The sequence below is a fragment of the Paenibacillus marchantiophytorum genome, from assembly GCF_014640555.1.
GTDB classification, from domain to species: domain Bacteria; phylum Bacillota; class Bacilli; order Paenibacillales; family NBRC-103111; genus Paenibacillus_E; species Paenibacillus_E marchantiophytorum.
Window position 1 is genome coordinate 42,465 of the sequence record NZ_BMHE01000010.1, and the last position, 21,753, is coordinate 64,217.

Annotated in this window: 17 protein-coding genes and 1 pseudogene; all 18 read left to right on the forward strand. The window is 43.6% G+C overall.

The genetic code is table 11. The features are described from left to right. Positions 1-541 precede the first annotated feature (541 nt). Positions 542-844, forward strand: coding sequence for a hypothetical protein (locus tag IEY34_RS12365; RefSeq protein WP_189011881.1), 303 nt, complete (start codon positions 542-544; stop codon positions 842-844). A gap of 263 nt (positions 845-1,107) precedes the next feature. Next, positions 1,108-2,085, forward strand: coding sequence for a LacI family DNA-binding transcriptional regulator (locus IEY34_RS12370; RefSeq protein WP_189011883.1), 978 nt, complete (start codon positions 1,108-1,110; stop codon positions 2,083-2,085). 224 nt (positions 2,086-2,309) lie between these two features. Continuing rightward, positions 2,310-4,037, forward strand: a complete 1,728-nt coding sequence (locus IEY34_RS12375; protein WP_189011885.1) for an amidohydrolase family protein — start codon at positions 2,310-2,312, stop codon at positions 4,035-4,037. 169 nt (positions 4,038-4,206) lie between these two features. Beyond that, positions 4,207-4,896 (forward strand): YczE/YyaS/YitT family protein, encoded by a 690-nt coding sequence (locus IEY34_RS12380; protein ID WP_229757612.1) that lies wholly within the window; start codon positions 4,207-4,209, stop codon positions 4,894-4,896. A 208-nt stretch (positions 4,897-5,104) separates the two neighbouring features. Continuing rightward, a complete protein-coding gene (locus IEY34_RS12385) occupies positions 5,105-7,078 on the forward strand; it encodes an AraC family transcriptional regulator (RefSeq protein ID WP_189011887.1) in 1,974 nt (657 codons plus the stop codon). Further along, on the forward strand, positions 7,068-8,087 hold the full coding sequence (locus IEY34_RS12390; RefSeq protein ID WP_189011889.1) for a FecCD family ABC transporter permease: 1,020 nt from the start codon (positions 7,068-7,070) through the stop codon (positions 8,085-8,087). Before IEY34_RS12385 ends, IEY34_RS12390 begins: the two co-directional genes overlap by 11 nt. After that, positions 8,080-9,081: a FecCD family ABC transporter permease gene (locus IEY34_RS12395; RefSeq protein ID WP_229757613.1), complete on the forward strand. Its 1,002-nt coding sequence runs from the start codon at positions 8,080-8,082 to the stop codon at positions 9,079-9,081. The genes IEY34_RS12390 and IEY34_RS12395 overlap by 8 nt, the downstream gene beginning before the upstream one ends. A gap of 688 nt (positions 9,082-9,769) precedes the next feature. Beyond that, a complete protein-coding gene (locus tag IEY34_RS12400; RefSeq protein ID WP_229757624.1) occupies positions 9,770-10,696 on the forward strand; it encodes a carbohydrate ABC transporter permease in 927 nt (308 codons plus the stop codon). Between the two features lie 25 nt (positions 10,697-10,721). Further along, complete coding sequence (locus IEY34_RS12405; RefSeq protein WP_189011895.1) at positions 10,722-11,552, forward strand: carbohydrate ABC transporter permease; 831 nt, start codon at positions 10,722-10,724, stop codon at positions 11,550-11,552. Positions 11,553-11,666: 114 nt separating this feature from the next. Then, positions 11,667-13,031 (forward strand): ABC transporter substrate-binding protein, encoded by a 1,365-nt coding sequence (locus IEY34_RS12410; RefSeq protein WP_189011904.1) that lies wholly within the window; start codon positions 11,667-11,669, stop codon positions 13,029-13,031. A gap of 208 nt (positions 13,032-13,239) precedes the next feature. Beyond that, positions 13,240-14,778, forward strand: a complete 1,539-nt coding sequence (locus IEY34_RS12415; protein WP_229757625.1) for a sensor histidine kinase — start codon at positions 13,240-13,242, stop codon at positions 14,776-14,778. Positions 14,779-14,784: 6 nt separating this feature from the next. After that, positions 14,785-16,323: a response regulator transcription factor gene (locus IEY34_RS12420; RefSeq protein ID WP_189011908.1), complete on the forward strand. Its 1,539-nt coding sequence runs from the start codon at positions 14,785-14,787 to the stop codon at positions 16,321-16,323. Between the two features lie 83 nt (positions 16,324-16,406). Next, positions 16,407-16,523 (forward strand): annotated as a pseudogene (locus IEY34_RS37825) (S-layer homology domain-containing protein); the annotation flags it as partial. Between the two features lie 94 nt (positions 16,524-16,617). Beyond that, positions 16,618-17,781: a YhgE/Pip domain-containing protein gene (locus tag IEY34_RS12430; RefSeq protein ID WP_189011910.1), complete on the forward strand. Its 1,164-nt coding sequence runs from the start codon at positions 16,618-16,620 to the stop codon at positions 17,779-17,781. A gap of 24 nt (positions 17,782-17,805) precedes the next feature. Further along, positions 17,806-18,393 carry a TetR/AcrR family transcriptional regulator gene (locus tag IEY34_RS12435; RefSeq protein ID WP_189011912.1) on the forward strand — a complete coding sequence of 196 codons (588 nt, stop codon included), beginning with the start codon at positions 17,806-17,808 and terminating at the stop codon, positions 18,391-18,393. A gap of 16 nt (positions 18,394-18,409) precedes the next feature. Continuing rightward, on the forward strand, positions 18,410-19,369 hold the full coding sequence (locus IEY34_RS12440) for a PfkB family carbohydrate kinase (RefSeq protein ID WP_189011914.1): 960 nt from the start codon (positions 18,410-18,412) through the stop codon (positions 19,367-19,369). Positions 19,370-19,770: 401 nt separating this feature from the next. Then, positions 19,771-20,481 (forward strand): CpaB family protein, encoded by a 711-nt coding sequence (locus IEY34_RS12445; RefSeq protein ID WP_229757614.1) that lies wholly within the window; start codon positions 19,771-19,773, stop codon positions 20,479-20,481. A 15-nt stretch (positions 20,482-20,496) separates the two neighbouring features. Continuing rightward, complete coding sequence (locus IEY34_RS12450; protein WP_189011916.1) at positions 20,497-21,732, forward strand: CpaE/TadZ family protein; 1,236 nt, start codon at positions 20,497-20,499, stop codon at positions 21,730-21,732. The last annotated feature ends 21 nt before the right edge of the window (positions 21,733-21,753 follow it).

Genomic DNA, 21,753 nt, shown 5'->3' on the forward strand with positions numbered 1-21,753 from the left:
GAACGCGGAGTTACTCCAGCTGCCTCGCGGGGAGGGAACTACAGTGCGCTATAATTCTGAAAAACTGCCATATTCCACGCCAGAGGGAACTACGGTCCGCTATTTCGCCATTTCTCGTTCAGAATTAGCAGGTTCCGCATAAATAGCGGATCTCAGTTCCCTTACATGCTATGTTTACCTCAGTTCCCCTCATTTAGCGGATCATTGTTCCTTTTCGCACGACGCTCTCTGTCATTGCAAAGCCAAAGTGAACTAGGATCCGCGGAGGTTCCCATTTGCCTCATTTTCGCTACAATAGTGGAACTACGTTCTCTCTGCTGCGGCAGCGACCATTTTCCCGCAATGATGTGGGAGGTATGCTCGTTCGCCCATGACATCCAACCATTTTTCAGGACATCTGGGTGTTTACCGTGTTCGTGATAGGTGCTCCCCCATAGACTGATGTTGTAAGCTATTCACCCAACAGTAACGATAAATGATCTGAAATGTTGACTGGAATCTGCTTTAAACGTCTTGCCAAATTCTAAGGAGGTGCACTTTCATGGAATATGTTAAAGCTCCAAACTATCCGGTGCAACCAATGCCAATGCCAATGCCGGCTCCAATGCCAATGCCAATGCCTTTACCGGTCGTTCAACCGCCGGCTCCAATTATGCATAATCCAGTTCACAATGACATTCATCTGCACGCATCGTACCAACAAACCTCGTATGTTTTCCCAAAACCTGTTCATGTGCAGCCTGTAGCTGTAGCTAAAGTTTGTTCGCATAATAACTCCGTAGGCAGTATTCTCGTACTCTTCATTCTACTTGTCATCATTACTCGCGGCATTATTAAATGCTAATTCGTTGAAAAACTAAGGGGCTCTCCCATAAGGTCAATGAACCTTGAGGAAAGCCCCTTTACGAACTTAATAACCTTTATAAGCACCATAGGGTTCATTAGAATGGCAGATTGATTAGGCCGTATTGCAGGGGGAGGGGATGCTTCAGGGGATTGCATAGAATTTTCTTGCAATTTCTTTTTTTGCGTGATAAGATTTTTTTAACTTAGGTTAATCGATTAACAAGAACTTTCTACGGACCTATTTAGGAAGGGAGGACCCCCATGACTACTTTAAAAGATATAGCCAAACATGCGAATGTAAGCGCTTGTACGATTTCTAGATATTTAAATTCCAATATTGTGGTAAAAAAAGAAACAGAAGCGAAAATTCAGCTTGCCATTAAAGAGCTTGGCTATGTAACGAATGTGGTTGCCAAATCACTCAAGCATATGGAAACTTTTAACGTAGCTGTAATCGTACCGAAAATTAATAATCTTTACTATTCGGAGATGACTTCTGGTATCAGTCAGATCTTGGGCAAGCACCACTATAATCTTTATATATATGAAGTAGACAATCTAAATTTAAGTGAAGACGAAGTTCTTCAACTTATGCGTGAAAATATGATTGCTGGCATTATATTTATTGGATTATTTTCGGATGTATCTTTCAAAGAAACGATCCGCAACGTTGTAGAATGGAATATTCCAGTTGTTTATGCGAATAGATATATGGATTACAATGGCTTCCCATTGTTGTATCCAGATTTAGTTAAAGCGAGCAAACTAGGCGTAGAGCATTTATTTTTGAAAGATAAGCGTAGAATTGCGTTCGTCCACAAAAATTTGCCGGATCATCTTCTCTCCTATTTCCTGGAAGGTTATAGTCAAGCGAGCAAGGATGAGAATAAGCCTATGATTATGGAAATCGAAGAGGGGATGGACCTATCCAAAGATTGTATTCCGAAGCTTCTTCAGAACAATATTGATGGTGTATTTGTACTGAATGAAATGCTTGCCGTCAATTTGACCAAGGCTCTGGTTCAAGCAGATATTCGTATATTGGAGGATATAGCCGTTCTGAGTTTGGGGAACTCACTGATTTCAGAAATTTCTACACCAGAGCTTACTTCGATTGATTTGCAGAACCGAGAATTAGGCATAAGAAGTGCAGAAATTATTTTAAGCCAAATTCGAAAAGAAGCGTTTGAACCGATAACTGTCCTGGAACCATTCATTGTTGAACGTAGATCTGCCTGATGTTTGGAAAGATCTTTGTACGTTAGTTAATCGATTAACTGAAGTTCGGTCATTTAGTTAATCGATTAACCGGGGCGACTAATAGGCTAAACTAAGGCAGGATTATAGGTTAATCGATTAACAAGAATTCTCAACTTGTCTCTATACAAGGAAATACACGAATTTTCGTTAAGTTAAGAGCTAAAGCTCTTCTTATAAAAAATACAAAAAAGGGAGATATAAGAATGAAACAGACAGAAACAAATCATCTTGATAAAGTTCACGCTATTTTTGATATTTTAAATGGAAAAAAAGAAGCAGATCTGCTAATGAAAAACTTGAACATCTTGGATGTACATGGGGAAACTGTGTATCATGGCTCTTTATTAATCTACGACAAGCGTATTGTAGCGCTCAATCCAGATGAATCAATCATTAGAGTGAAGGAAGTATTTGATGGGAAAGGGCTTTATGCTATTCCAGGGTTAATTGATGCACATTTGCATTTTGAGTCTCAATTGGCTCATCCGACAGCGCTGGCCGAAGCGATGGTTCCTTGCGGAACAACGACCATTTATGCTGAGTGCTTAGACCTTCTAAGTGCGGCAGGTGAGGATGGTGTACAGGCTGCTAAAGACTTATTCAAAGATTATGATCAATTGCCGTATCGATTGTATGCGTTTGCACCTGGCAAAAAAACAGCCGCATCGGTAACAAAAGCCGTTCTAGATATGGAACCGGTAATAGGACTAGGTGAATTTGAACATTTTACATACAGCTCAGGGGATGAAGACGATTTCCACAAAGCAGCTTGGGTACGAGATAAAGGTGGATTTATCAACGGACATTGGGGAGTGACGGCTCTTTCCGATATGTTATTAAACTATTTGCCAGCAATTGGCGTATCCAACAATCACGATGTTTGGAATGTTGACGATATCGAGAAGAGTATTCGCTATGGTTTTGCCACACAAATTAAGTTTGGAGTAGGCAGTAGTGAAGTTATCAAAACATTGCTTCGCGCCATTGTAGACCGGAAGTTCCCAACAGATAACTTTATGCTTTGTACGGATAACATATCGATTGAACGTTTGCTTAAGATGGGGCATATGGATTGGATTATCTCGCTATGTGCGGAGATGGGGATTAATCCAATTAAAGCCATTAAAATGGCTTCTTACAATACAGCGAAATCCTTTCATATGGAAGATCAGATTGGCTCTTTGACACCGGGACGCTTCGCAGATATCGTGTTAACAGACAGCTTATCGAAAATCAATCCGCTTTACGTTTTCAAAGATGGTGAATTGATTGCCAAAGACAAAAAATTGTTAAAGAATGCTGACATCGACTACTCAGGTATGTGTACGAAGGGGATAACAGGTTTAGATGATTTAACACCAGAGCAGTTGGATATTGTACCTTTGGAAATTTCGGCAGATGGCGCGCAAGCCAAAGTGTATGTATTTGATGTGTATGGCCGTGGCCATGCTAAGTTTTATCAGGAAATTTGGGTGCCTCTGAAAGACGGCAAGATTATGCCAGAATATGAAGGTGAGCAATTAAGCCGCCTGTCTGTTGTTCAGCGTTATGCAAATGGGAAGCGGCATGTTATTAACGGTTTATTTAAAGGTGTATCGATTGATCGCGGTGCTGTGGCAACGTTCTGGCCAGCTCCAACCCCGTATTTTGTCATCGTCGGTCAGGAAAGTGAAGAAATGTGCTACTGTGTAAAAGAAGTTGATAAGTATTCAGGAGCATGTATTGTAACGGAAAATAAAACGAATAAAAGCGTTATGCCGCTTGAAATTTACGGCGTGATGGCGAATATGACTGTGGATGAATTAACATCCAGTGTAGCTGCAATTGACGCTGCCCTAGAGGAAATGGGGAACCACAACGAAGGTGAACCGGTTGTTAATAAGCTGTTAAGCCTTTTTATTTCTTTGCATCGTTTCCGCTTCATGGAATAATAGTGATATGTGTTCGAAGTGAAAGCTCTTTGAAAATATGAAAAGCGCTCCAAATCTTGGGTGGGATGGTGTTCGATGAGAACATCACCCACCATGTAGAAATTGATTTGAAAGCGCTTCCGGTAAAACGTGAAATACTACCATAATTTTCTTGAAAGAGGGATGGCATATGCAAAATAATACGGTTATTACCGAAATGCAAAGCAAGAGCAGCTTAACTAAACGTTGGATCATGTATTTAATTGGTATTTATGTGTTGACTTTTGGCGTCAGTTTGGCGATAAGAGCAGGTATTGGCATTTCACCGCAAAGCAGTCTTACCCGAATTATGACGGTGATTTATCCGCAGTTAACTCAAGGAACTTATAATTTTATTCTGGAACTTATCATGCTTTTTTTAACTTATTTAGTGCTGCCAAAAGATTTTAAATTGAAAAACTTTGCTTCCTTAATTCCAGCTTTTGCGCTAGCTTTGTTTTTGGACTTTAATTTGAAAATGACTAGTTTCATACACTTGGATATGTATTTTGCGAAATTAATGCTTCTTGTATTTGGAGACGCAGCCTTGGCTTTTGGTTTATTTTTGATGATTCGAGCCAACCTTGTTCTTATGCCTATCGATATGTTTGTTAATACGGTATTCAAAAGAACTCAAAAAAAATGGGGCAATATTAAAACGATATTTGATTGTTCATTGCTTATTTTAGCAGCATTGATCGGCCTGATTTTCTTGTCCAAGATCATGTTCATTCGTGAAGGCACGATACTAAATGCTATATTGGTTGGACAATATATTAAATTGTTCTCTTATCTATTTAATAGGTCCAAGGCTAAAAAAGGGATTGCGCCAACCATTTGATAATGTAAGGATTAACTAAACAACAGCAAGCTGGCCTTATGGGGTCGGTTTGCTGTTTTTTTATTTGAAATTAATGGGCTAGGGGAACTCATCTTGATGGAGGGGGCCGATAGTAGGAACTCCAATTGATAATGAGAATTAATTTCAATTGTGATATGATAGCTTTAATATAGCTGTAATAGAACGTAAAGAAAGGAATGGCCAATTTATGAGAATTAGCGACCATATCGTATTGTGGAATCATGTTCTCATCAGAGTGATGGATGTTCGCCGCATGATGCTGGAGCCTGGCGAAGTGATGCGCGGATATCGCGTGCCGACAAGCGCTTTCCTGTATGTCACCAGCGGCAGTGCCCAGATGTACATGGACGGAGTCGAAAGCCGTATGGAGCGATTCCATGTTCTGCATGTAGGTAAGGGGCTCAGTCTCGACATTGTGGCTGCGGAACAGTTGGAATATTTCATGGTGCTGTACAAGGCAACTTTGCCGCTCCCGAGCCGATTTGAACTCGTCAGTCTGATGGAGCGCGAGAATCCGTTCCAGTTGCGCTATAGTTTGTCGCCTAAGTTTCCGATATCTTGGCTGGAGAAGCTGGAGCATATGTATCAAACATGGCAGGCGCCCAGTCCGCTCGATAAATTTAAAGTGAAGACGTTATTCTATCAATTGCTTTACGAATTGCTTGAACAGCTGCACGAAAAAGGGGTCGACGTTATCCCTCCCGATCTCGTCAGCCAAGCCGTCTATTATATGGAGGAACATTATCAGGAGCCAGTTACGCTGGAAGCGTTGGCCGACATGCTGGAATGTACGTCCAGACAACTGCTCCGATTGTTTAAGAATCAAATGGATACAAGTCCAATTGAGTACCTGATCCAGTTGCGGGTCAACAAGGCTAAGGAGCTTCTCATCTATACAGACAGAACGCTGAAAGAGATCTCGGAGAGTGTCGGCTACGCGGACAGTTACTATTTCAGCCGGATATTTAAAAAGCAGGAAGGTGTTTCTCCCAAAAGTTTCAAAGAGTCGTATGATCGGGAATGGCGTCGAAATAATCCATTCCCGGTGTCGAAATATTCCATTGTGGCGGGGGGGCTAAGACGCTATAGTAGTAATGGTTATGAGAATCATTATCACTATAAGAAAGAAGGAGATTCACAAATGTATAAGAAGACAAGAGCATGGATGACTACGATGGTCGTCATCTGTTTCACATTACTGCTAAGTGCCTGTTCGACCGGGGGGTCAACGGCAACGCCTACTGCAACCAATGGAGTGACGCCGCTCCCGGCCGCTAGCAGCTCTCCATCCGCCGCGGCGAATAAGGAAGCTGATGCTCCGCGGGTCATTAAACACGCGATGGGCGAAACGACGATCAAGGGTACGCCATCTCGAATCGTGATCCTGACCAATGAGGGGACGGAAGCGCTGCTCGCGGTCGGTGTTAAGCCAGTGGGAGCCGTTATGTCCTGGATCGGAGAGCCATGGTACGACCATATCAAGAACGATATGCAGAATGTAACTGTCGTCGGGGATGAATTGCAGCCGAATCTTGAATTGATTGCCAGCTTGAAACCGGACTTGATTATTGGGAACAAAGTGAGACAGGAGAAAATTTACGATCAATTGAAGCAAATTGCACCTACGGTGTTCGCGGCTGATTTGGTCGGGGATTGGAAAGTCAATTTCAAGCTGTACTCAGAGGTGGTAAACAAGAAGGATGAAGGCGAGAAAGCAATGGCTGCTTTCGACAAACGTGTAGCGGAAGTGAAAGCGAAGCTCGGCAGCAAAGCAGCAACGAAAGTTTCACTGGCGCGTTTCTCGGCGACACAGGTGCGCATTTACCAGAAACAAACATTTGCTGGCGTACTGCTGGGCCAACTGGGCTTCGCACGTCCTGAGTCGCAGGACAAGGACTCTTTCATTGAAGTTATGAAAAAAGAAAATATCGCTAAAATGGACGGAGATGTCCTGTTCTACTTCGTCTCGGAAGCCAAAGGGAAGACGGATGCTGCGAATGTGGTGAAAGAATGGATGAATGACCCGTTATTCAAAAACTTAAACGTAGTGAAAGCCAATAAAGTAGTTCAGGTAGATGAAGGGATTTGGAACTCCGCAGGCGGATACAAAGCGGCTAACTTGCTCCTGGATGAATTGATCAAATATTTCGATGTCAAATAATACGGCTGCTTTGCTGCACACACGCAAAAGCAAGATGATCGGATTGACAGCGGGAGCTGTGTTTCTGATCTTGCTCGCCGCAGCAAGCGTTTTACTAGGGGCGCACACCTACGGGCTTGGCGATTTGTGGATGAGCTACAAGCATTTCGATGGCTCCAATGAGCATTTGATTCTAAGAACGACCCGGGTGCCGCGGGTTCTGGTCGCAGCTGCCGTAGGCGCCAGTCTCGCAGTAGCGGGCACCGTCATGCAGGTGTTGACGAGAAACCCGCTGGCCTCCCCTTCTATATTTGGCATTAATGCAGGTGCTTCGTTATTCATCGTCATCGGGCTGGTCCTATATGGATCGGCCCTTACGATGAATACGATGATTTGGATCGCTTTCGCCGGCGCGCTGTTCGTCTCGATCTGTGTCTACGCGATCGCGATGCGGGGCAGCTGGTTCGAGCCGATCAAGCTGACGCTGGCTGGCGCGGCGATGGGCGCTTTTGCTTCGTCGATCACGTCGGGCTTGATTCTGATAAACAAACAGTCGCTGGATACAGCCTTGTTCTGGATGATCGGGTCCGTCTCCGAGAGGAGTTTGGACCATTTGCTGTCGGTAGCCCCCTATATGGCTATTGGGTTAGGTCTGGCGATGTTTTTATCGGGCTCCCTCAATATTATGGTGCTGGGCGAGGAGAGTGCCCGGAGTCTGGGGCAGCGTGTGACGCTCATCCGGCTGCTGTCGTCGCTTGTCGTCGTCCTGCTCGCCGGAAGTTCGGTCTCGGCTGCCGGTCCGATCGCATTCGTCGGACTGATCGTTCCGCATCTGTGCCGGTCGCTGATTGGTCATGATCACCGGTGGCTGCTGCCGTGCTGCGCATTAAGCGGAGCCGTGCTGCTCGTAGCGGCGGATCTGGCGGCGCGTTTCGTCCTGATGCCTAAGGAGGTACCCGTCGGTATCGCAACGGCGATGCTGGGCGTTCCCTTTCTGATCCATGCGGCAAGGAGGAAGCAGCATGACTAAATCACGCTCGAGAAGATCGGCTGTGATCATCATCAGTTTACTGCTCGTGATGATCGTGCTTGCCATGTTTAGCCTCTCTGTCGGCAGTGTAAACATCCCGCTAAAGGATGTTGTCCGCTCGTTGACCGGTCAGAACTTGGGCAGCTCAGAGCTGATTCTCATGAAATTCCGGCTTCCGCGAATCCTTGCCGCGATCTTAATCGGTGCGGCGCTGGCTGTATCGGGCGCCTTGCTGCAAGGGGTGATTCGGAACCCGCTCGCTTCTCCGGACATTCTGGGTGTCACCGGCGGCGCATCCGCAGCGGCTGTTGCTTTCATGACGCTGTTCACCGGCTTCAGCATTCATTGGGTTCCAGTTGTTGCGATGGTGGGAGCGCTTCTCGCGGTCCTTATCAATTATACCCTCGCCTGGAAGCGGGGGGTATCGACCTACAGACTGGTGCTCATCGGCATCGGACTCTCGACTGCGATGGGGGCGCTCACCATGTTCCTGCTCATCAGCGGGCCGGCTTACTTGGCCGCTCAGGTGCTGAACTGGATGACAGGCAGCATCTACGGGACAAGCTGGAAGTACGTGCAGATCATCTTCCCCTGGATTGCCGTCTTTATCCCGCTCTCCTTCCTATATGCGAAGGAGCTGACGATTCAGACACTAGGCGAAGCGACGGCTATGGGGCTTGGCAGCAGGATTCAGGTTACCCGAGTCATCGTGCTGCTCTACAGCGTAGCACTTGCCGGGGCGGCCGTCGGGGTGGCAGGGATGATCTCGTTCCTCGGCCTCATGGCTCCCCATATCGCTCGCAAGCTCGTAGGCAATTCGTATACGCTCATCATTCCCGTTGCGGCTTTGACCGGCGCGATTCTGCTGCTGTTGGCTGATTTGGCCGGGCGTATGCTGTTTATGCCGCTCGATATACCGGCAGGGGTATTCACCGCAGGGATCGGGGCCCCGTTCTTCCTGTACTTATTATTCAAACGCAAGCCAATTCGTTGACAATAGGCAAACAATGGTCACTGGGCGTAAGCTGCCCGGTGGCCTTTTTTCAAATTTGGGGTGAACGCGGAGTTACTCTAGCTGCCTCTGCGCCTGCCTCGCACGGGGGAAAGGGAACTACAGTAAGCTATTCTAGCAAAAAGTGGCATTATCGCGAGGTTAAGGGAACTATAGGACGCTATTCTGCTATTTCATGGGAAATTCAGCGCTTTTCTTGGAAATAAGACCCTGTAGTTCCGCTAAGACCCGCGCATCCCTGATATTTGCCCAAATAGCGAACTAGAGTTCCCTCCCTCGGTTTTTTCGCTAATAAGAGTCTGATGTCTCAGGGCGGCGAAGCCGTTTTTTTATAGGTAAACAAGAGGCACGGAAACATAATTAATAACTAACGATTGTCACAAGTAAGTAGTTGTGTAGTTCGCTGACGAAAACTGGAGTTTATCGGCAATTTGCTCGATGGATAACTCGGTTTCTGACAACCACTTTTTGGCCTCACGGGTACGGGCTTGCGCCTGAAATGTGGGCATGCGAAGCGAACGGAGCGATGGTGGCTGATCACTACCCTTGAACATTTAGGAAATAAGACAATAATACAAATGAGTCAAGCATTTGCTCCATTCCGGGTCCTTCTGAAATAGAAGATAATATTACTAATCAATAAATTAGTAGGAGGTAACCCGTGGAGAAGATGAATACACTGACTAAACCTGCAATGAAGAAATTTCGCCGTGGTTATTCGTTGGAAAGGCGCGAAAAGCAAGTAGGTTTCTTATTTGCAATCCCAAGTATTGTCGGATTTTTCTTGTTTGTTTTATTACCGATACTGGGAATTTTTTTCTTGAGCTTCAATAAAGTAGACCTCATGTCAGGGAGTTTTTCTTTTGAAGGGTTGAAATATTATAACAAAATGTTTCATGAGGAAGATTTTTGGAAATCCGTTCAAAATACAGGCATTTATTTGGTGATTTATGTCCCATTGACTCTTGTACTTGGACTAGCTATGGCATTAATCTTAAATGCCAAACTCTATTTGAGAGGTTTGGTAAGAACTTTCTTCATTATCCCTTACATCACCACTTATGTAGCAACATTAGTTGTTTGGAATGTTTTTTTGCACCCGACGCAAGGACCTTTAAATAGTTTGCTTATAAGTTTGGGAGTTACATCTCCTCCTCAATACATGGTTGATACGCATTGGGCACTGCCTGTTCTTGCCGCCATCGGAGCATGGAAAGATGTTGGTTATCATTGCATATTATTCTTAGCCGCATTACAAACAGTATCAGTTGACTATTATGAATCCTCGTCGATTGATGGGGCGAATCGCATGCAAAGATTCCGACATATCACGCTGCCATTAATCTCCCCTACTACCTTTTTCCTTCTACTGATCACAATTATTGGCGGACTTCAGGCTTTCTATCAAATGGCCTTAATGACGAAAGGTGGACCTGCATTCAGTACAACCACACTTACCTATTATATTTATCGTTCTGCTTTTGAATTTTCTGATTTCTCTTATGCTTCTGCAATCGGTGTGTTCCTTTTCCTGATAACGTTATTGTTAATATGGATCAATTGGCTTGCACAAAAGAAATGGGTATTTTATCAATAAAATAATAAAAGGGAGGAGGATAACTGTGAATAATGGGGTTAACGTTCAAAAATTTGTAAGATCGCTTCTATTTATCATAATTGGATTAATCTTTATCACTCCGCTTCTCTGGATGGTATCGACATCTTTTAAATTTGAAAGCCAAGTTTTTGAAAAACCATTTGTCTTCTTGCATTGGGGGCAATTGAATTTAGAGAATTACAGAACCATTTGGCTTAAAACACCTTTTCTAACATGGTTATATAATTCAGTTTTTGTTGTTCTATTTTCTGTCATTTTTCGTTTGATTATTGCTGCATTTGGTGGATATTCGTTTGGGTTTTTAAAATTCAAATATTCCGGCGCTATATTTTTCTTGTTCTTAATGACCCTGTTTGTACCGTATCAGCTTACCTTGTTACCACAGTTTATCGCGTTTCGATATGTTCATTTATTAGATACAAGGTGGGCATTAATTATCCCGAATATCTTAGATATTCTCTCTATTTTCCTCATGCGGCAGTTCTTTTTAAGTTTTCCACGCGAATTAATTAGTGCTGCGTACATGGAGGGTAGCGGAATTACGCGGTCTTTTATGAAAGTAGCACTGCCCTTAGCGAAAGTTCCATTGATTACGCTTGGCATACTAAGCTTTTTTATGATCTGGGATCAGTTTTATCAGCCCCTTATTTTTTTGAAATCAAAAGATTTATATACGATACCTATGGGCTTGCAAAGTTTTCAAACTCAATTTGGTAAAGACTATGCCCAACAAATGGCACTTGCATGTCTTGCTATTGTGCCTGTATTAAGTGTATTTTTGATTCTACAAAAACAATTTATCGAGAGTGTGACTTCTTCAGGAATAAAAGGATAATAGAACAAAAACAGATAATTCTACAAATGAGCCAAGCGTTTATTCCATTCAATTTCAAACGCAATTCAACCTATAATCAAATTGTACAAAAAACAAATAAGGGGATGAATAATCATGATTAAAAAGTTATCAATTATCGCTGCTTCTTGTATGTTAGTTTTCATGGCTGCTGGTTGTGGTTCCAAAAGCAGTTCACCAAGTAGTACAAATGCAATTGATGCCAAAGGCGCAACTTCAAGCCCAACAGAAAGCATGACACTTGAGGTATTAAACATTTCTGAGTATACAGATACGCCTGAATATAAAGCCTTTATTGAGCGCTTTCAAAAGAAATACCCGACTATTAAGATTGATTCAATCGCAGTCCCTCATGAACAATACATTAATAAAAGAAATGTCATGCTGGCAAGTGGCTCTATCGTTGATTTAATCTGGGGCAATGGTGTCGATCAGTTTGATGCGATTAATAAGGGGTTTCTGATGCCAATTGATGCAGCAGCCAAAGAAGCTGGCGTAGATATGAGTAAAGATTTCGGTGATTTTAAACCAGACAAGGATGGAAAATATTATCGATTCCCTATTCAACAAAATAACTGGATGATGTTTTATAATAAAAAAGTATTCGACGATGCTAAAGTACCTTACCCCGATGCTAAGGTTCCAATGACTTGGGAGGAATACGCCGTCACAGCTCAGAAACTAACGAACAATGCCAGCGGGAAAGACAAAGTGTACGGTATGTTTTATAACAATTGGGGCATGTATTATTATGGTTACGGCAGTCAATTAACCGATGGCAAGTTTTATACTTCAGATGGTTTGAGTAATATTAACGCACCGGAATTCAAGCGCAGCTTGGAATGGATGAATGATGTTATTAATGTAAAGAAAGCAGCAATGCCAGTAGCGGAATATATCTCCAACAATACGGATTTCCTCTCATATTGGAACGGGAATTACGGAATGGTTGTTGGTGCCCAATGGTATGCACAGTTGGCTGCTACGAAAAAAGATAAATTCCCTCGTGATTGGAAAGCTGGAATTGCCCCAATGCCTGTGCCGAAAGAAATGGCTGGCAAACATATGAACTGGTCAAGCATCGATTCCCTGGCTGTTCCTAAAAATTCAAAACATGCCAAAGAAGCGTTGATATTCGCTAAAGAGTACGTTGCAGATTACACCTTGAGTACGGGAACTCTTCCCATGTATAATAAAATCGACGCAAACAAGTATTTCCAGGAGCTAGCAGACAAATTAAAAGACGACGGAATTACGTTGGAACAAGTCAAATATTTGTTTGGCGGTGACGCAGCTGTCGTTAATGTCGAAGAAAAGCCAGTATTGGGCGCGCCATCTGAATACGAAGCAACCTTCTTGGATCAAATGACACAATACTACACTGGAAAAATATCAGTTGATGATGTTTTGAAAACGGTTAAGCAAAAAGTCGACAAAGTGATCCAAGATCAAAAAAAATAAATAAGTAACCTTCTATGCCCGTCTTATTAGAGTCGGGCATAGAACTTTTACAAGGAGAAGAAGTAGTATGATATGGAGTAGTAGACGGTATTCAGGTCCTAAATCGGTTCAGCGCAGATTGATTTTTTTACTAGTGGCCGTTTTTATTCCCTTATCCCTGGTACTTTTTTTTGTTTATCGTTTCACGGAGTTAACATTGTTGAACAAGGTGAACGAGGTTAATCAATTTAGGATGGAACAAACATCTTCTCGTGTTCAAGATTTATTTCAAAGAATATTTATGGCTACTAATTTATTTATTAATGATAGGCAATTTTTGGGTGCACTTGAAGTCAAGGATCCTTTCGACATTGAGAAAAATAAAATTTATTTAGAAGCGATAGAACGGCTGCAGTATGCTTTCTTTCTCAATGAAAAATATGTGGTCATTCTACGTGACAATAACGGGAATATGTATCAGTCAGACACTTCTCGATTAGGCTTAAGAAAGGAAGAACTGCAGGGACGGGTGCTATCGATCATGGACTGGGAGGATGCAGATATTTTTGATAGTTTCAAGTGGTCTACTGTGGAGAGTCAACAAATAAATGGGGAATCCGCAAGCTTTATTGTGTTTACACGATGGCTGTTTAACCCCGGAACTGCTACTAATAAGGGTATGATCTCCATAGTTATTCCTAATTCATATATAGAAAATATTCTTGAAAACGATGGGGGACATTACATCATTGAAAATGAGAAGCACGAAAGTGTGTTTTCAACTCAAATAGATGGTGAGCACTCCGTTGAGAAAATATCGAAAAGCACGAATACTCGCAGCGTGAAGCAGCTAAATCCAACGAATTGGCACTTATACCAATTAGAGAGCACGGATTTTTTAGACAATCCATTGAAATTGTTTACTTTGGTTGTGTTTATGACGATTGCTTTGATTATTGTTATCTATATTGTAATTATGATTGTAGTACTTCAAACAACTAGAAATGTATTTAATCAAATTCGTTTCTTATCCAAGCAATTAACCACGAATTCATCTAATTTAACCATTTCGATTAAATCCGACTACCAAATCGTTGAATTATCAGAAATTCTTCGCCAATTGGTCCACAATTTAACAACTTCTCGAAAAAACTTTGAACTCGCCTCTATTGAAAAAAGAAAATTAGAAATGCAAATGCTTCAACAGCAAATGAATCCGCATTTTTTATTAAATACATTAAGTACGATACGATTTATTGCTGACTCCACCTCACAACAAAGGATAAGTTCTTTAGTTCTATCTCTTTCCTTTCTTCTAAGACAGCAGTTATATAAAGATGACTCTCATTGGACAATGGGGGAAGAGAATGAATATTTGCTTAAGTATATCGAGATACAAAATGCTAGATTTGGTGATGAGTATAAAGTCGGCATTCATTTTCAAAAGGGGACTCTGGATAAGTTAATTTTACGAATGCTCATACAACCACTCTTAGAAAATTGTTTTGAACATGCTTTTGCAGGTAAAACGGAGGGATGCATTCAAATATGTGCTATGGTTAAAAAGGGTGGAATGGAGTTAACGGTTCAAGACAATGGACTCGGATTCGTAGATCGCGGGGTCAAAAAATCAAGAAAGAATATTGGGTTATCGAATGTAAAGGATCGTTTGAAACTACACTATAGGGGATCCTCCACTTTCGATATCAGTAGTTCCCCATCTTTAGGGTCATGTATAACGATATTTATTCCAGATGAAACGAGCTGATCTTTAATGAAGCTGTTGATTGTTGAAGATGAGGCACCTGTCCGTAAACACATGAAGTGGATGTTAGAGGACAGTGGCATTGAGCTATGGGAAGCGGAAAATGGAAGAGAAGCACTAGATGTATTAGAGCATAAGGCAATAGACATTATGCTGACGGATATTCGTATGCCTATCATTGATGGTATTGAGTTGATCCAACAATGCAAGCTTCTCTATCCTCGGTTATGGTCTATTGTATTGAGCAACTATGCAGAGTTTGACCTTGCGCAATTGGCATTGCGATATGGGGCCAAAAATTATTTGCTCAAAGCAACCGTCAGTAAGGAGAGTCTGGTATCTGAACTAAATCGCGCTTATGAAAATTCACGAAATGAAAGTTTGGAAAAAGGACGGCTAGATTCTAATGAACTTTTAATGGTTCAGAATTCATTGTTTTATGAATGGCTTCATCAGCGTATCAACACGGCAGAATTGATCAAAAGATCAATGAAATTGAACGTTCAAGTCTTTCAATTCGAGGAGACCCAGTCGATGTTTACCTTTCTGGAAGTGGATCGATTTACGGACTGGTGTGCGTCAAAATTTAACTGCCAGGCGGATCTCGCCATCTATGCTTTTATGAATGTAGCGGTAGAGGTCATCAAACAATTTCATCCTAAAAATGAATTGTTTCATTTGGAAAACGCTAGATTCATACTTTTGGATTTCGGTGAGTGTAATAGGGAGAAACATGACGAGAAAATGAAAGGAGTACAGCTGGCTTTACAACAGTTTTTAAAACTTGAAGCTTCTTTAATTACTGGATATGAATTCACAACGATGGATTCATTCATCGAGAAGGTTCGTCATTCGGTCAACGATATGACACAATTATTTTATTGTATGCCGGCATGTCTCATCTCTCCAAATGAGCAGGAGTCTACTAGCAAAGATATAGATTTGTATTCCTTTTTTCAAAATATAGAGGTGGAAAACGAAAACAACTACACGATGAATTCAAATTTACCGATGTGGATCGAGTCCTTTTTTGATTTAGTCCGCTATTTAAAGCGTCAACCAAGTACAGTAAAAGAAGATTTAAAGTTCCTGATTACTTTTATTGAGAAAAAGGGATATTCGGTTACAGAAGATTTGAAAACAGAAATTAGCCGCAAACAAGCGTATCGGTTAAATGATTATAAAATCATATTTGAGCAATGGTTGAATGACTATCATTATATGGGCACACATCGGAAAGAGATTGTAGAAGCATTAAATTATATCCATGAACATTATTCAAATAAGTTCACTGTGGATGATATTTGCAATCACATTAACATAAGTCGATCTCATTTCTCTAAACTATTTAAAGAGCATCAGGGCGTATCCGTTATTGAATATGTGGAAGGCGTGCGCATGAAGCAAGCTAGAGTGCTCTTGCGGACAACACCGCTAACTATCAGTGAAATTGCTGATAGAATAGGTGTACAAGATATCTTTTATTTCAGCAAACTATATAAGAAATATTACAAGGTCAATCCAAGTAAAGACCGGAGTATGTTGTAGAGGACAGTTATTGGAAGGAGGAAGGAAGATTTCCTTTTTCCAAAAAGCTCGAAGCGAATTATTCAACCGACTACGCGGATGATTCGGCCATTCCTTCATGGGCGAAGAGCGCGGTGTCCGCAATGCAGGAGCTAGGCATCATGGAGGGCCCCGGTGCGAACAGATTCATGTCTGGCGGCAGCGTAACCAGAGTGTCGTAGAAAGCACACCTGCAATGTATTGACAGAATTAAGATGCCATCCTATAATTTAAACAAACGTTTAAAACGATTGTTTAATAAAAGGGGTGCTTTTCATGAAACAGGCAATAAGCGAATTTCTCAAACAAGGAACGACGAAGGTTGGTATCATCACAGCCATTACATTTCAACTGTTATTCAGCATAATTTGGATGACAGGGTACGCAGGCGTATCGGATAACACAGGCAATTTAAAGATTGCGATCGTGAATGAGGATCAGGCGATGGGCGGTAAAATCGTTCAGAATCTTCAAGCCAATCTGCCTTTCAAATCGGAAGTTATCGCTTCCAATGAACAAGCGCAACAGATGCTCGACGATCGAGAAGTCCAAATGGTGATGAAAATCGCGGGTGATTTTACGAAACAATTGCAAACGGCAGGGCAAACGGCGCCCATTACGTATACGATTAATGAATCAAACCCGTCGATGACAAAGTCCGTCATGCAAGCCGTAGCAGGTAATATCACATCAACCGTCAATAAAGAAGCTGTGGCAGCAGGTGCAACAGCCGTGCTTACCCAGATGAATCCGAAACTGCCGGCTGAGCAAGCGGGACAAATCGGTCAAGGATTGGCGACCAAAGTAACCTCCGATATTCAAAGTACGAATAAAGTCAAGGATATGCCGAATCAAATGCTGCCGATGATGCTCGTGCTGGCTTCCATCGTTGGGACGATGATCATGGGAATGAACTTTAGCGTGTCAACTAAAATGCTTGGTGCGTCTGTTTCTAAAGGCGGTCTGTTAGGCGCTCGTATCATCGTGACTGTCGCTGCGGCTATTGTTGTAGGTCTCATTAGTGCAATTATGGTTGTTTCCTTAGGCGGGCATGTAGAGAAAGGCTTTATGGCTCTATGGGGATTCGAATCTCTGTTTCTTTTAACCTTTGCATTCGTTGCACAAATGTTTTTGACTTTGTTTGGGAACGCAGGTATGCTATTTAACATCGCGATGTTATCCTTGCAGTTGGTCTCATCAGGGGCGATTGTTCCGCGTGAGCTTTTATCAAATTTCTATCATTCAATCAGCAACGCATTCCCTGCAACTTATGCCGTTAATGGCGCTATGAACATTTTGTTTGGCGGTCCCGGTGCAACCAAAGAAGTTGGGTTCCTTTTCCTCATCGCAGGAATTGCACTTGTCGTGGATATCGCCGTTGTCTTTGTGAAAAAGACGAAAGCTGCGCTTGTCGGGCAACAGCTTCAAAAAACTGCGTAACCTAATGAGGAGGGCGCTGCTGCAGTGGTTGGTCAAGAATTAGATATGAAAATGAAAATATTATTAGCAGCGAAAAAGCTGTTCGCCATTAATGGCTATGATGCAACCAGTGTGCGACAAATATGTGAGGAGGCCGGGGCCAATGTGGCTCTGGTTTCCTATTATTTTGGAGGAAAAGAGAGCGTTTTCCATGAGATTTTCAAACAATTTTTCCCCAATGACAAATTGAATGCTTTATTTGATATTGAAGATCCTTTAATTGGGATTAACTCGATCATTTCAGAAGTTATTGTGATCAGAAATCAGGACCCTCAGTTAATTGCGATGATGCAGATGGAGATTATTACGATTACCTCGCGGGTGGATCATATGAGGGAAATTGTGTATCCCATTTGGAAAAAACTCAGAGATTTTCTCGATAAAGGTCGGAATGACGGGATTTTCAAGTTCGATTCTCTCGATAGCACGCTGATGTTTGTGTTGGGATCGATCTTTTTCTACAAGCAGCGGGAGTTTTTTGAACTGATGTTTACGGAAGAGCGGCCTGATATGGACACGCTTATTCGACAAACCTCAGCCTATGTGCTGAATGGCTTGGGTTATCAAAACTAAGGAGCTGGAAGTGAGAATGGATAAACGTTATATCGTCTGTTTAGGGGAATTATTGATTGATTTTGTACCGGAAGTGAATGGGCAAGCATTGGCGGATGTGACCAGCTTCCAGCGGGCGGCGGGCGGAGCGCCGGCCAATGTGGCTGCGGCGGTCGCCAAGCTCGGCGGCGACGCCAGGTTTATTGGCAAAATCGGCCGCGACCCGTTCGGCGATTTCCTCGTGCGCACGCTTGACGAAGTCGGCGTGCACACGGCTGTTGTGCAGACCGACGAGGCGAAGACCGGTCTGGCGTTTGTATCGCTGCGCGCGGACGGTGAGCGCGATTTCTTGTTTTTCCGCGACCCGGCGGCGGACATGCTGCTGCGCGCAGACGAAGTCCAGTCGCAGTGGCTGGAAGACGCCGCGGTCTATCACTTCGGCTCGGTATCGCTGATCGCCGAGCCATGCCGTACGGCTACGCTCGACGCGGCGCGCCGGGCCAAAGATCTTGGCGCATTGGTGTCGTATGACCCCAATGTGCGCCTTGCGCTGTGGCCAAGCGCTGACGCAGCGCGAGCCGAGATCCTTGCGCAGCTTCCGCTTGCGGATGTGGTCAAGGTCAGCGAGGAGGAGATTGAATTCCTCCTCGGCGTGGACGCGACCACAGGTGCGCAGCAGCTGCTGCAGCAGGGACCTAAAGTGGTGATCATCACTTTAGGTGCTGAGGGCTGCCGTGTCGTGACCGCACGGCAGGATGTGGTAATCCCCGGCACGCCTGTGGCAGCCGTGGATACAACCGGCGCCGGCGACAGCTTCGTCGGCGGCATGCTCTTTCAGTTGGCGTCGCTGGGCGTGACGCAGAGAACGATCGTTGACGCGCTGGCGGAGCCCGGCGCGGCGGAGCGTGTTTTCGCCTTCGCCAATCGTGTCGGCGCGATCACGACCACCCGCCGGGGGGCGATTCCTGCGCTCCCTACGCTTGCTGAAGTGCAGTAAAAGTGCTTGGCATAGGAATGCCGCTTATTTGATCCAGGCTGAGTAATGTGTGTTGTTCTAACGAACTGTATCGTTTTTATAGTCGAATAATTGGCATCTTTATTATTTTAATGAACTCAGTCGGCGTTATTGGGTAGTTTGTAGGCGGGATAGTGAGCTTTTTGCTGAAATAGCGTGTCTGGGATTCGTGAAAATTTCATAATGCTGTTTTTTGCTGAAATAGCGGTTGCTGAGTTCGTAAGATATATATTGAATCATGGAAATTTATATGTTATTTTTAGGTTATAGCTTTTTGCGAAGAACGCAAATTTCGGATGTATGTCCGAGGTTTGCGTTCTTTTTTGTTTCCAGGCGTGCCCAGAGGCAAGCATGATTTACTCCAGCTATGGGGAGGGGGTGAGATGTTGAATCGCAGGAGAAGCCTGCTTATTAGTGTGGTTTCAGCGGTGTTAGCTGCGGCTTTGGTGTATGGGGTATATGTGCTGCAAGTGAATCAAGTGGAACTGCAGATGACGATTCGGGTGGTGGTGCCTAAGGATTTTATTCGTGCAGGTGTCCTCGTTCGAGAGGATATGTTGGAGTTTAGAATGGTTCAGAAAGGTAGTTATACGTTAAGTATGCTGACGAAGATGGATGAGGTTGTTGGGCAGGAGACACTGATTCCACTAGGGAAGCAAGAACCTATTTTGAGGTGGAAAGTGAATCGCTATCACTTGCTTCCGAATGAGCGGCAGGCTACTTTTCAAGTGCCTAAGGAGTACTTGTTATCGGTTTCCAATGGCATTCGTGCTGGGGACAGAGTTCGGGTCTATTTGTCTGCTGCGGATGGCAGTTCGCGGAGACTTTTTGAGGAGCAAGAGATTACAGTTGCCTCAGTGAAGTCCTCTGCTAATGTCGAGGTGGATAATCCGAAGAATTCAAATCTGCTTTCCAAAGTAGAGGGAGACAAGGAGAAGATGTATGCCTCCCGCTTGGAAGCGAATGGAGCAATTGATCAGATTAATCTGAATTTAGCCGAGAGCGAGTGGCTTGAGATCGATCAATTGTGCAGCTCGAAGAAAGCGAAGCTGGTCATTGCCTTTAGCTCGACTTCGATTCTGGCAGAAGATTGAAAGGAGGCGTTTGCATTGAATATGGGGCTCATTTCGAATGACCAACGATTAATCGATGAAATTATTAATGTGGTTTATATGAAACCATTAGATTGGATTGTCGCATCTGAGGCAGAAGATTTTGCTAATAAAGCAAAGGGAATCTCATTGTCTCATGTGATCATTTCGGATCGGGAGTTAGACTACAGTCATTTGGAAGTGTATCTGGAAGACTTGCAGCAGCAGAATACGGAGTTGCGGATTATGGTTATGCTTTCGAACTACCATGACGCTTTAATTAATGACAAGTACGTGAAAATGTGCAAGTTGATGCGATTGGATTACATTCAACCAGGGCGGAGTACAGCGGTGATCGCCGATGACATTCGGGCATGGGTCGATGGGGCTGGAGGGGATCAAGCGAATACGCAGCCAAGAGGGAAACTGCTCACCTTTGTAGGTTCCACTCCTAACATCGGTACAACTTTGGCTTCATTTGGTGTAGCTTACTCTTTGGCTCTAGAAACTTCTAAGAAGGTAGGATACCTCTGTTTAAATCTAAAAAGTTCTAAGCTTCATCGCTATCTGGGTCGAGAAGAGCATGTTTTTACACTGGATGGTCTGAGGGCAGAGCTGAAAGCACAAAGTCTTACTCCCGACAGACTGCTGCAAGTATGTGATAAGCCCAAAGGAGGTCATGGGCTGCACGTCCTTTATGGGAATATGCTTCGTGAGCAGGCGGAGTTTTTTTCTCCATCCGAAATTGTGCATCTGCTGCGAGTAGCAAGGAGATCTTTTGACATCTGCATTATTGAGGTGAATGCATACTGGGATAATGCGGCCACGGTTTGCGGGCTTTTGGAAGCCGATAGCAGAATCGTCGCAACGACAGCAGATATCGCTCATTTTCAAGAAGATTTCTCAAGATGGATCAAGCAGGTCGGCTCCGTTTTTGGGCTGCAGGCGGATAGCTTCGAGCTTCTGGCCGTTCAGACAGATTGGCATGCCAAGCATAGTGAGTTCACGATCAAAGATATTCGCAAGGAAACCCAGCTACATTTAATCGGTCAAGTTTCTAAGCACGCAGATGCGCTCTCGCGCTGCAATCAAGGAAAGCTGCTTGATCTGCTTGCATCAGGTCATCCCATGCTAGAGGAGGTAGGAGCAGTCTCGTGCAAATTCATAGATTACTATAAATGGCCAAGGAAGGTGAGTTTACGGCAAGCAACCTGGTTGCAGAAGATGATAACAGGCAGACGAGCAGCAACCTAAATTATGCATGGAAGAGGTGAG

What these genes read in the sequence shown, in the direction of transcription:
- IEY34_RS12420 (WP_189011908.1), top strand. Translation starts at nt 14,785, where the DNA reads ATGAAGCTGTTGATTGTTGAAGATGAGGCACCTGTCCGTAAACACATG.
- IEY34_RS12380 (WP_229757612.1), top strand. Translation starts at nt 4,207, where the DNA reads ATGCAAAATAATACGGTTATTACCGAAATGCAAAGCAAGAGCAGCTTA.
- IEY34_RS12400 (WP_229757624.1), top strand. Translation starts at nt 9,770, where the DNA reads ATGAATACACTGACTAAACCTGCAATGAAGAAATTTCGCCGTGGTTAT.
- IEY34_RS12410 (WP_189011904.1), top strand. Translation starts at nt 11,667, where the DNA reads ATGATTAAAAAGTTATCAATTATCGCTGCTTCTTGTATGTTAGTTTTC.
- IEY34_RS12375 (WP_189011885.1), top strand. Translation starts at nt 2,310, where the DNA reads ATGAAACAGACAGAAACAAATCATCTTGATAAAGTTCACGCTATTTTT.
- IEY34_RS12430 (WP_189011910.1), top strand. Translation starts at nt 16,618, where the DNA reads ATGAAACAGGCAATAAGCGAATTTCTCAAACAAGGAACGACGAAGGTT.
- IEY34_RS12385 (WP_189011887.1), top strand. Translation starts at nt 5,105, where the DNA reads ATGAGAATTAGCGACCATATCGTATTGTGGAATCATGTTCTCATCAGA.
- IEY34_RS12370 (WP_189011883.1), top strand. Translation starts at nt 1,108, where the DNA reads ATGACTACTTTAAAAGATATAGCCAAACATGCGAATGTAAGCGCTTGT.
- IEY34_RS12440 (WP_189011914.1), top strand. Translation starts at nt 18,410, where the DNA reads ATGGATAAACGTTATATCGTCTGTTTAGGGGAATTATTGATTGATTTT.
- IEY34_RS12390 (WP_189011889.1), top strand. Translation starts at nt 7,068, where the DNA reads ATGTCAAATAATACGGCTGCTTTGCTGCACACACGCAAAAGCAAGATG.
- IEY34_RS12445 (WP_229757614.1), top strand. Translation starts at nt 19,771, where the DNA reads ATGTTGAATCGCAGGAGAAGCCTGCTTATTAGTGTGGTTTCAGCGGTG.
- IEY34_RS12365 (WP_189011881.1), top strand. Translation starts at nt 542, where the DNA reads ATGGAATATGTTAAAGCTCCAAACTATCCGGTGCAACCAATGCCAATG.
- IEY34_RS12395 (WP_229757613.1), top strand. Translation starts at nt 8,080, where the DNA reads ATGACTAAATCACGCTCGAGAAGATCGGCTGTGATCATCATCAGTTTA.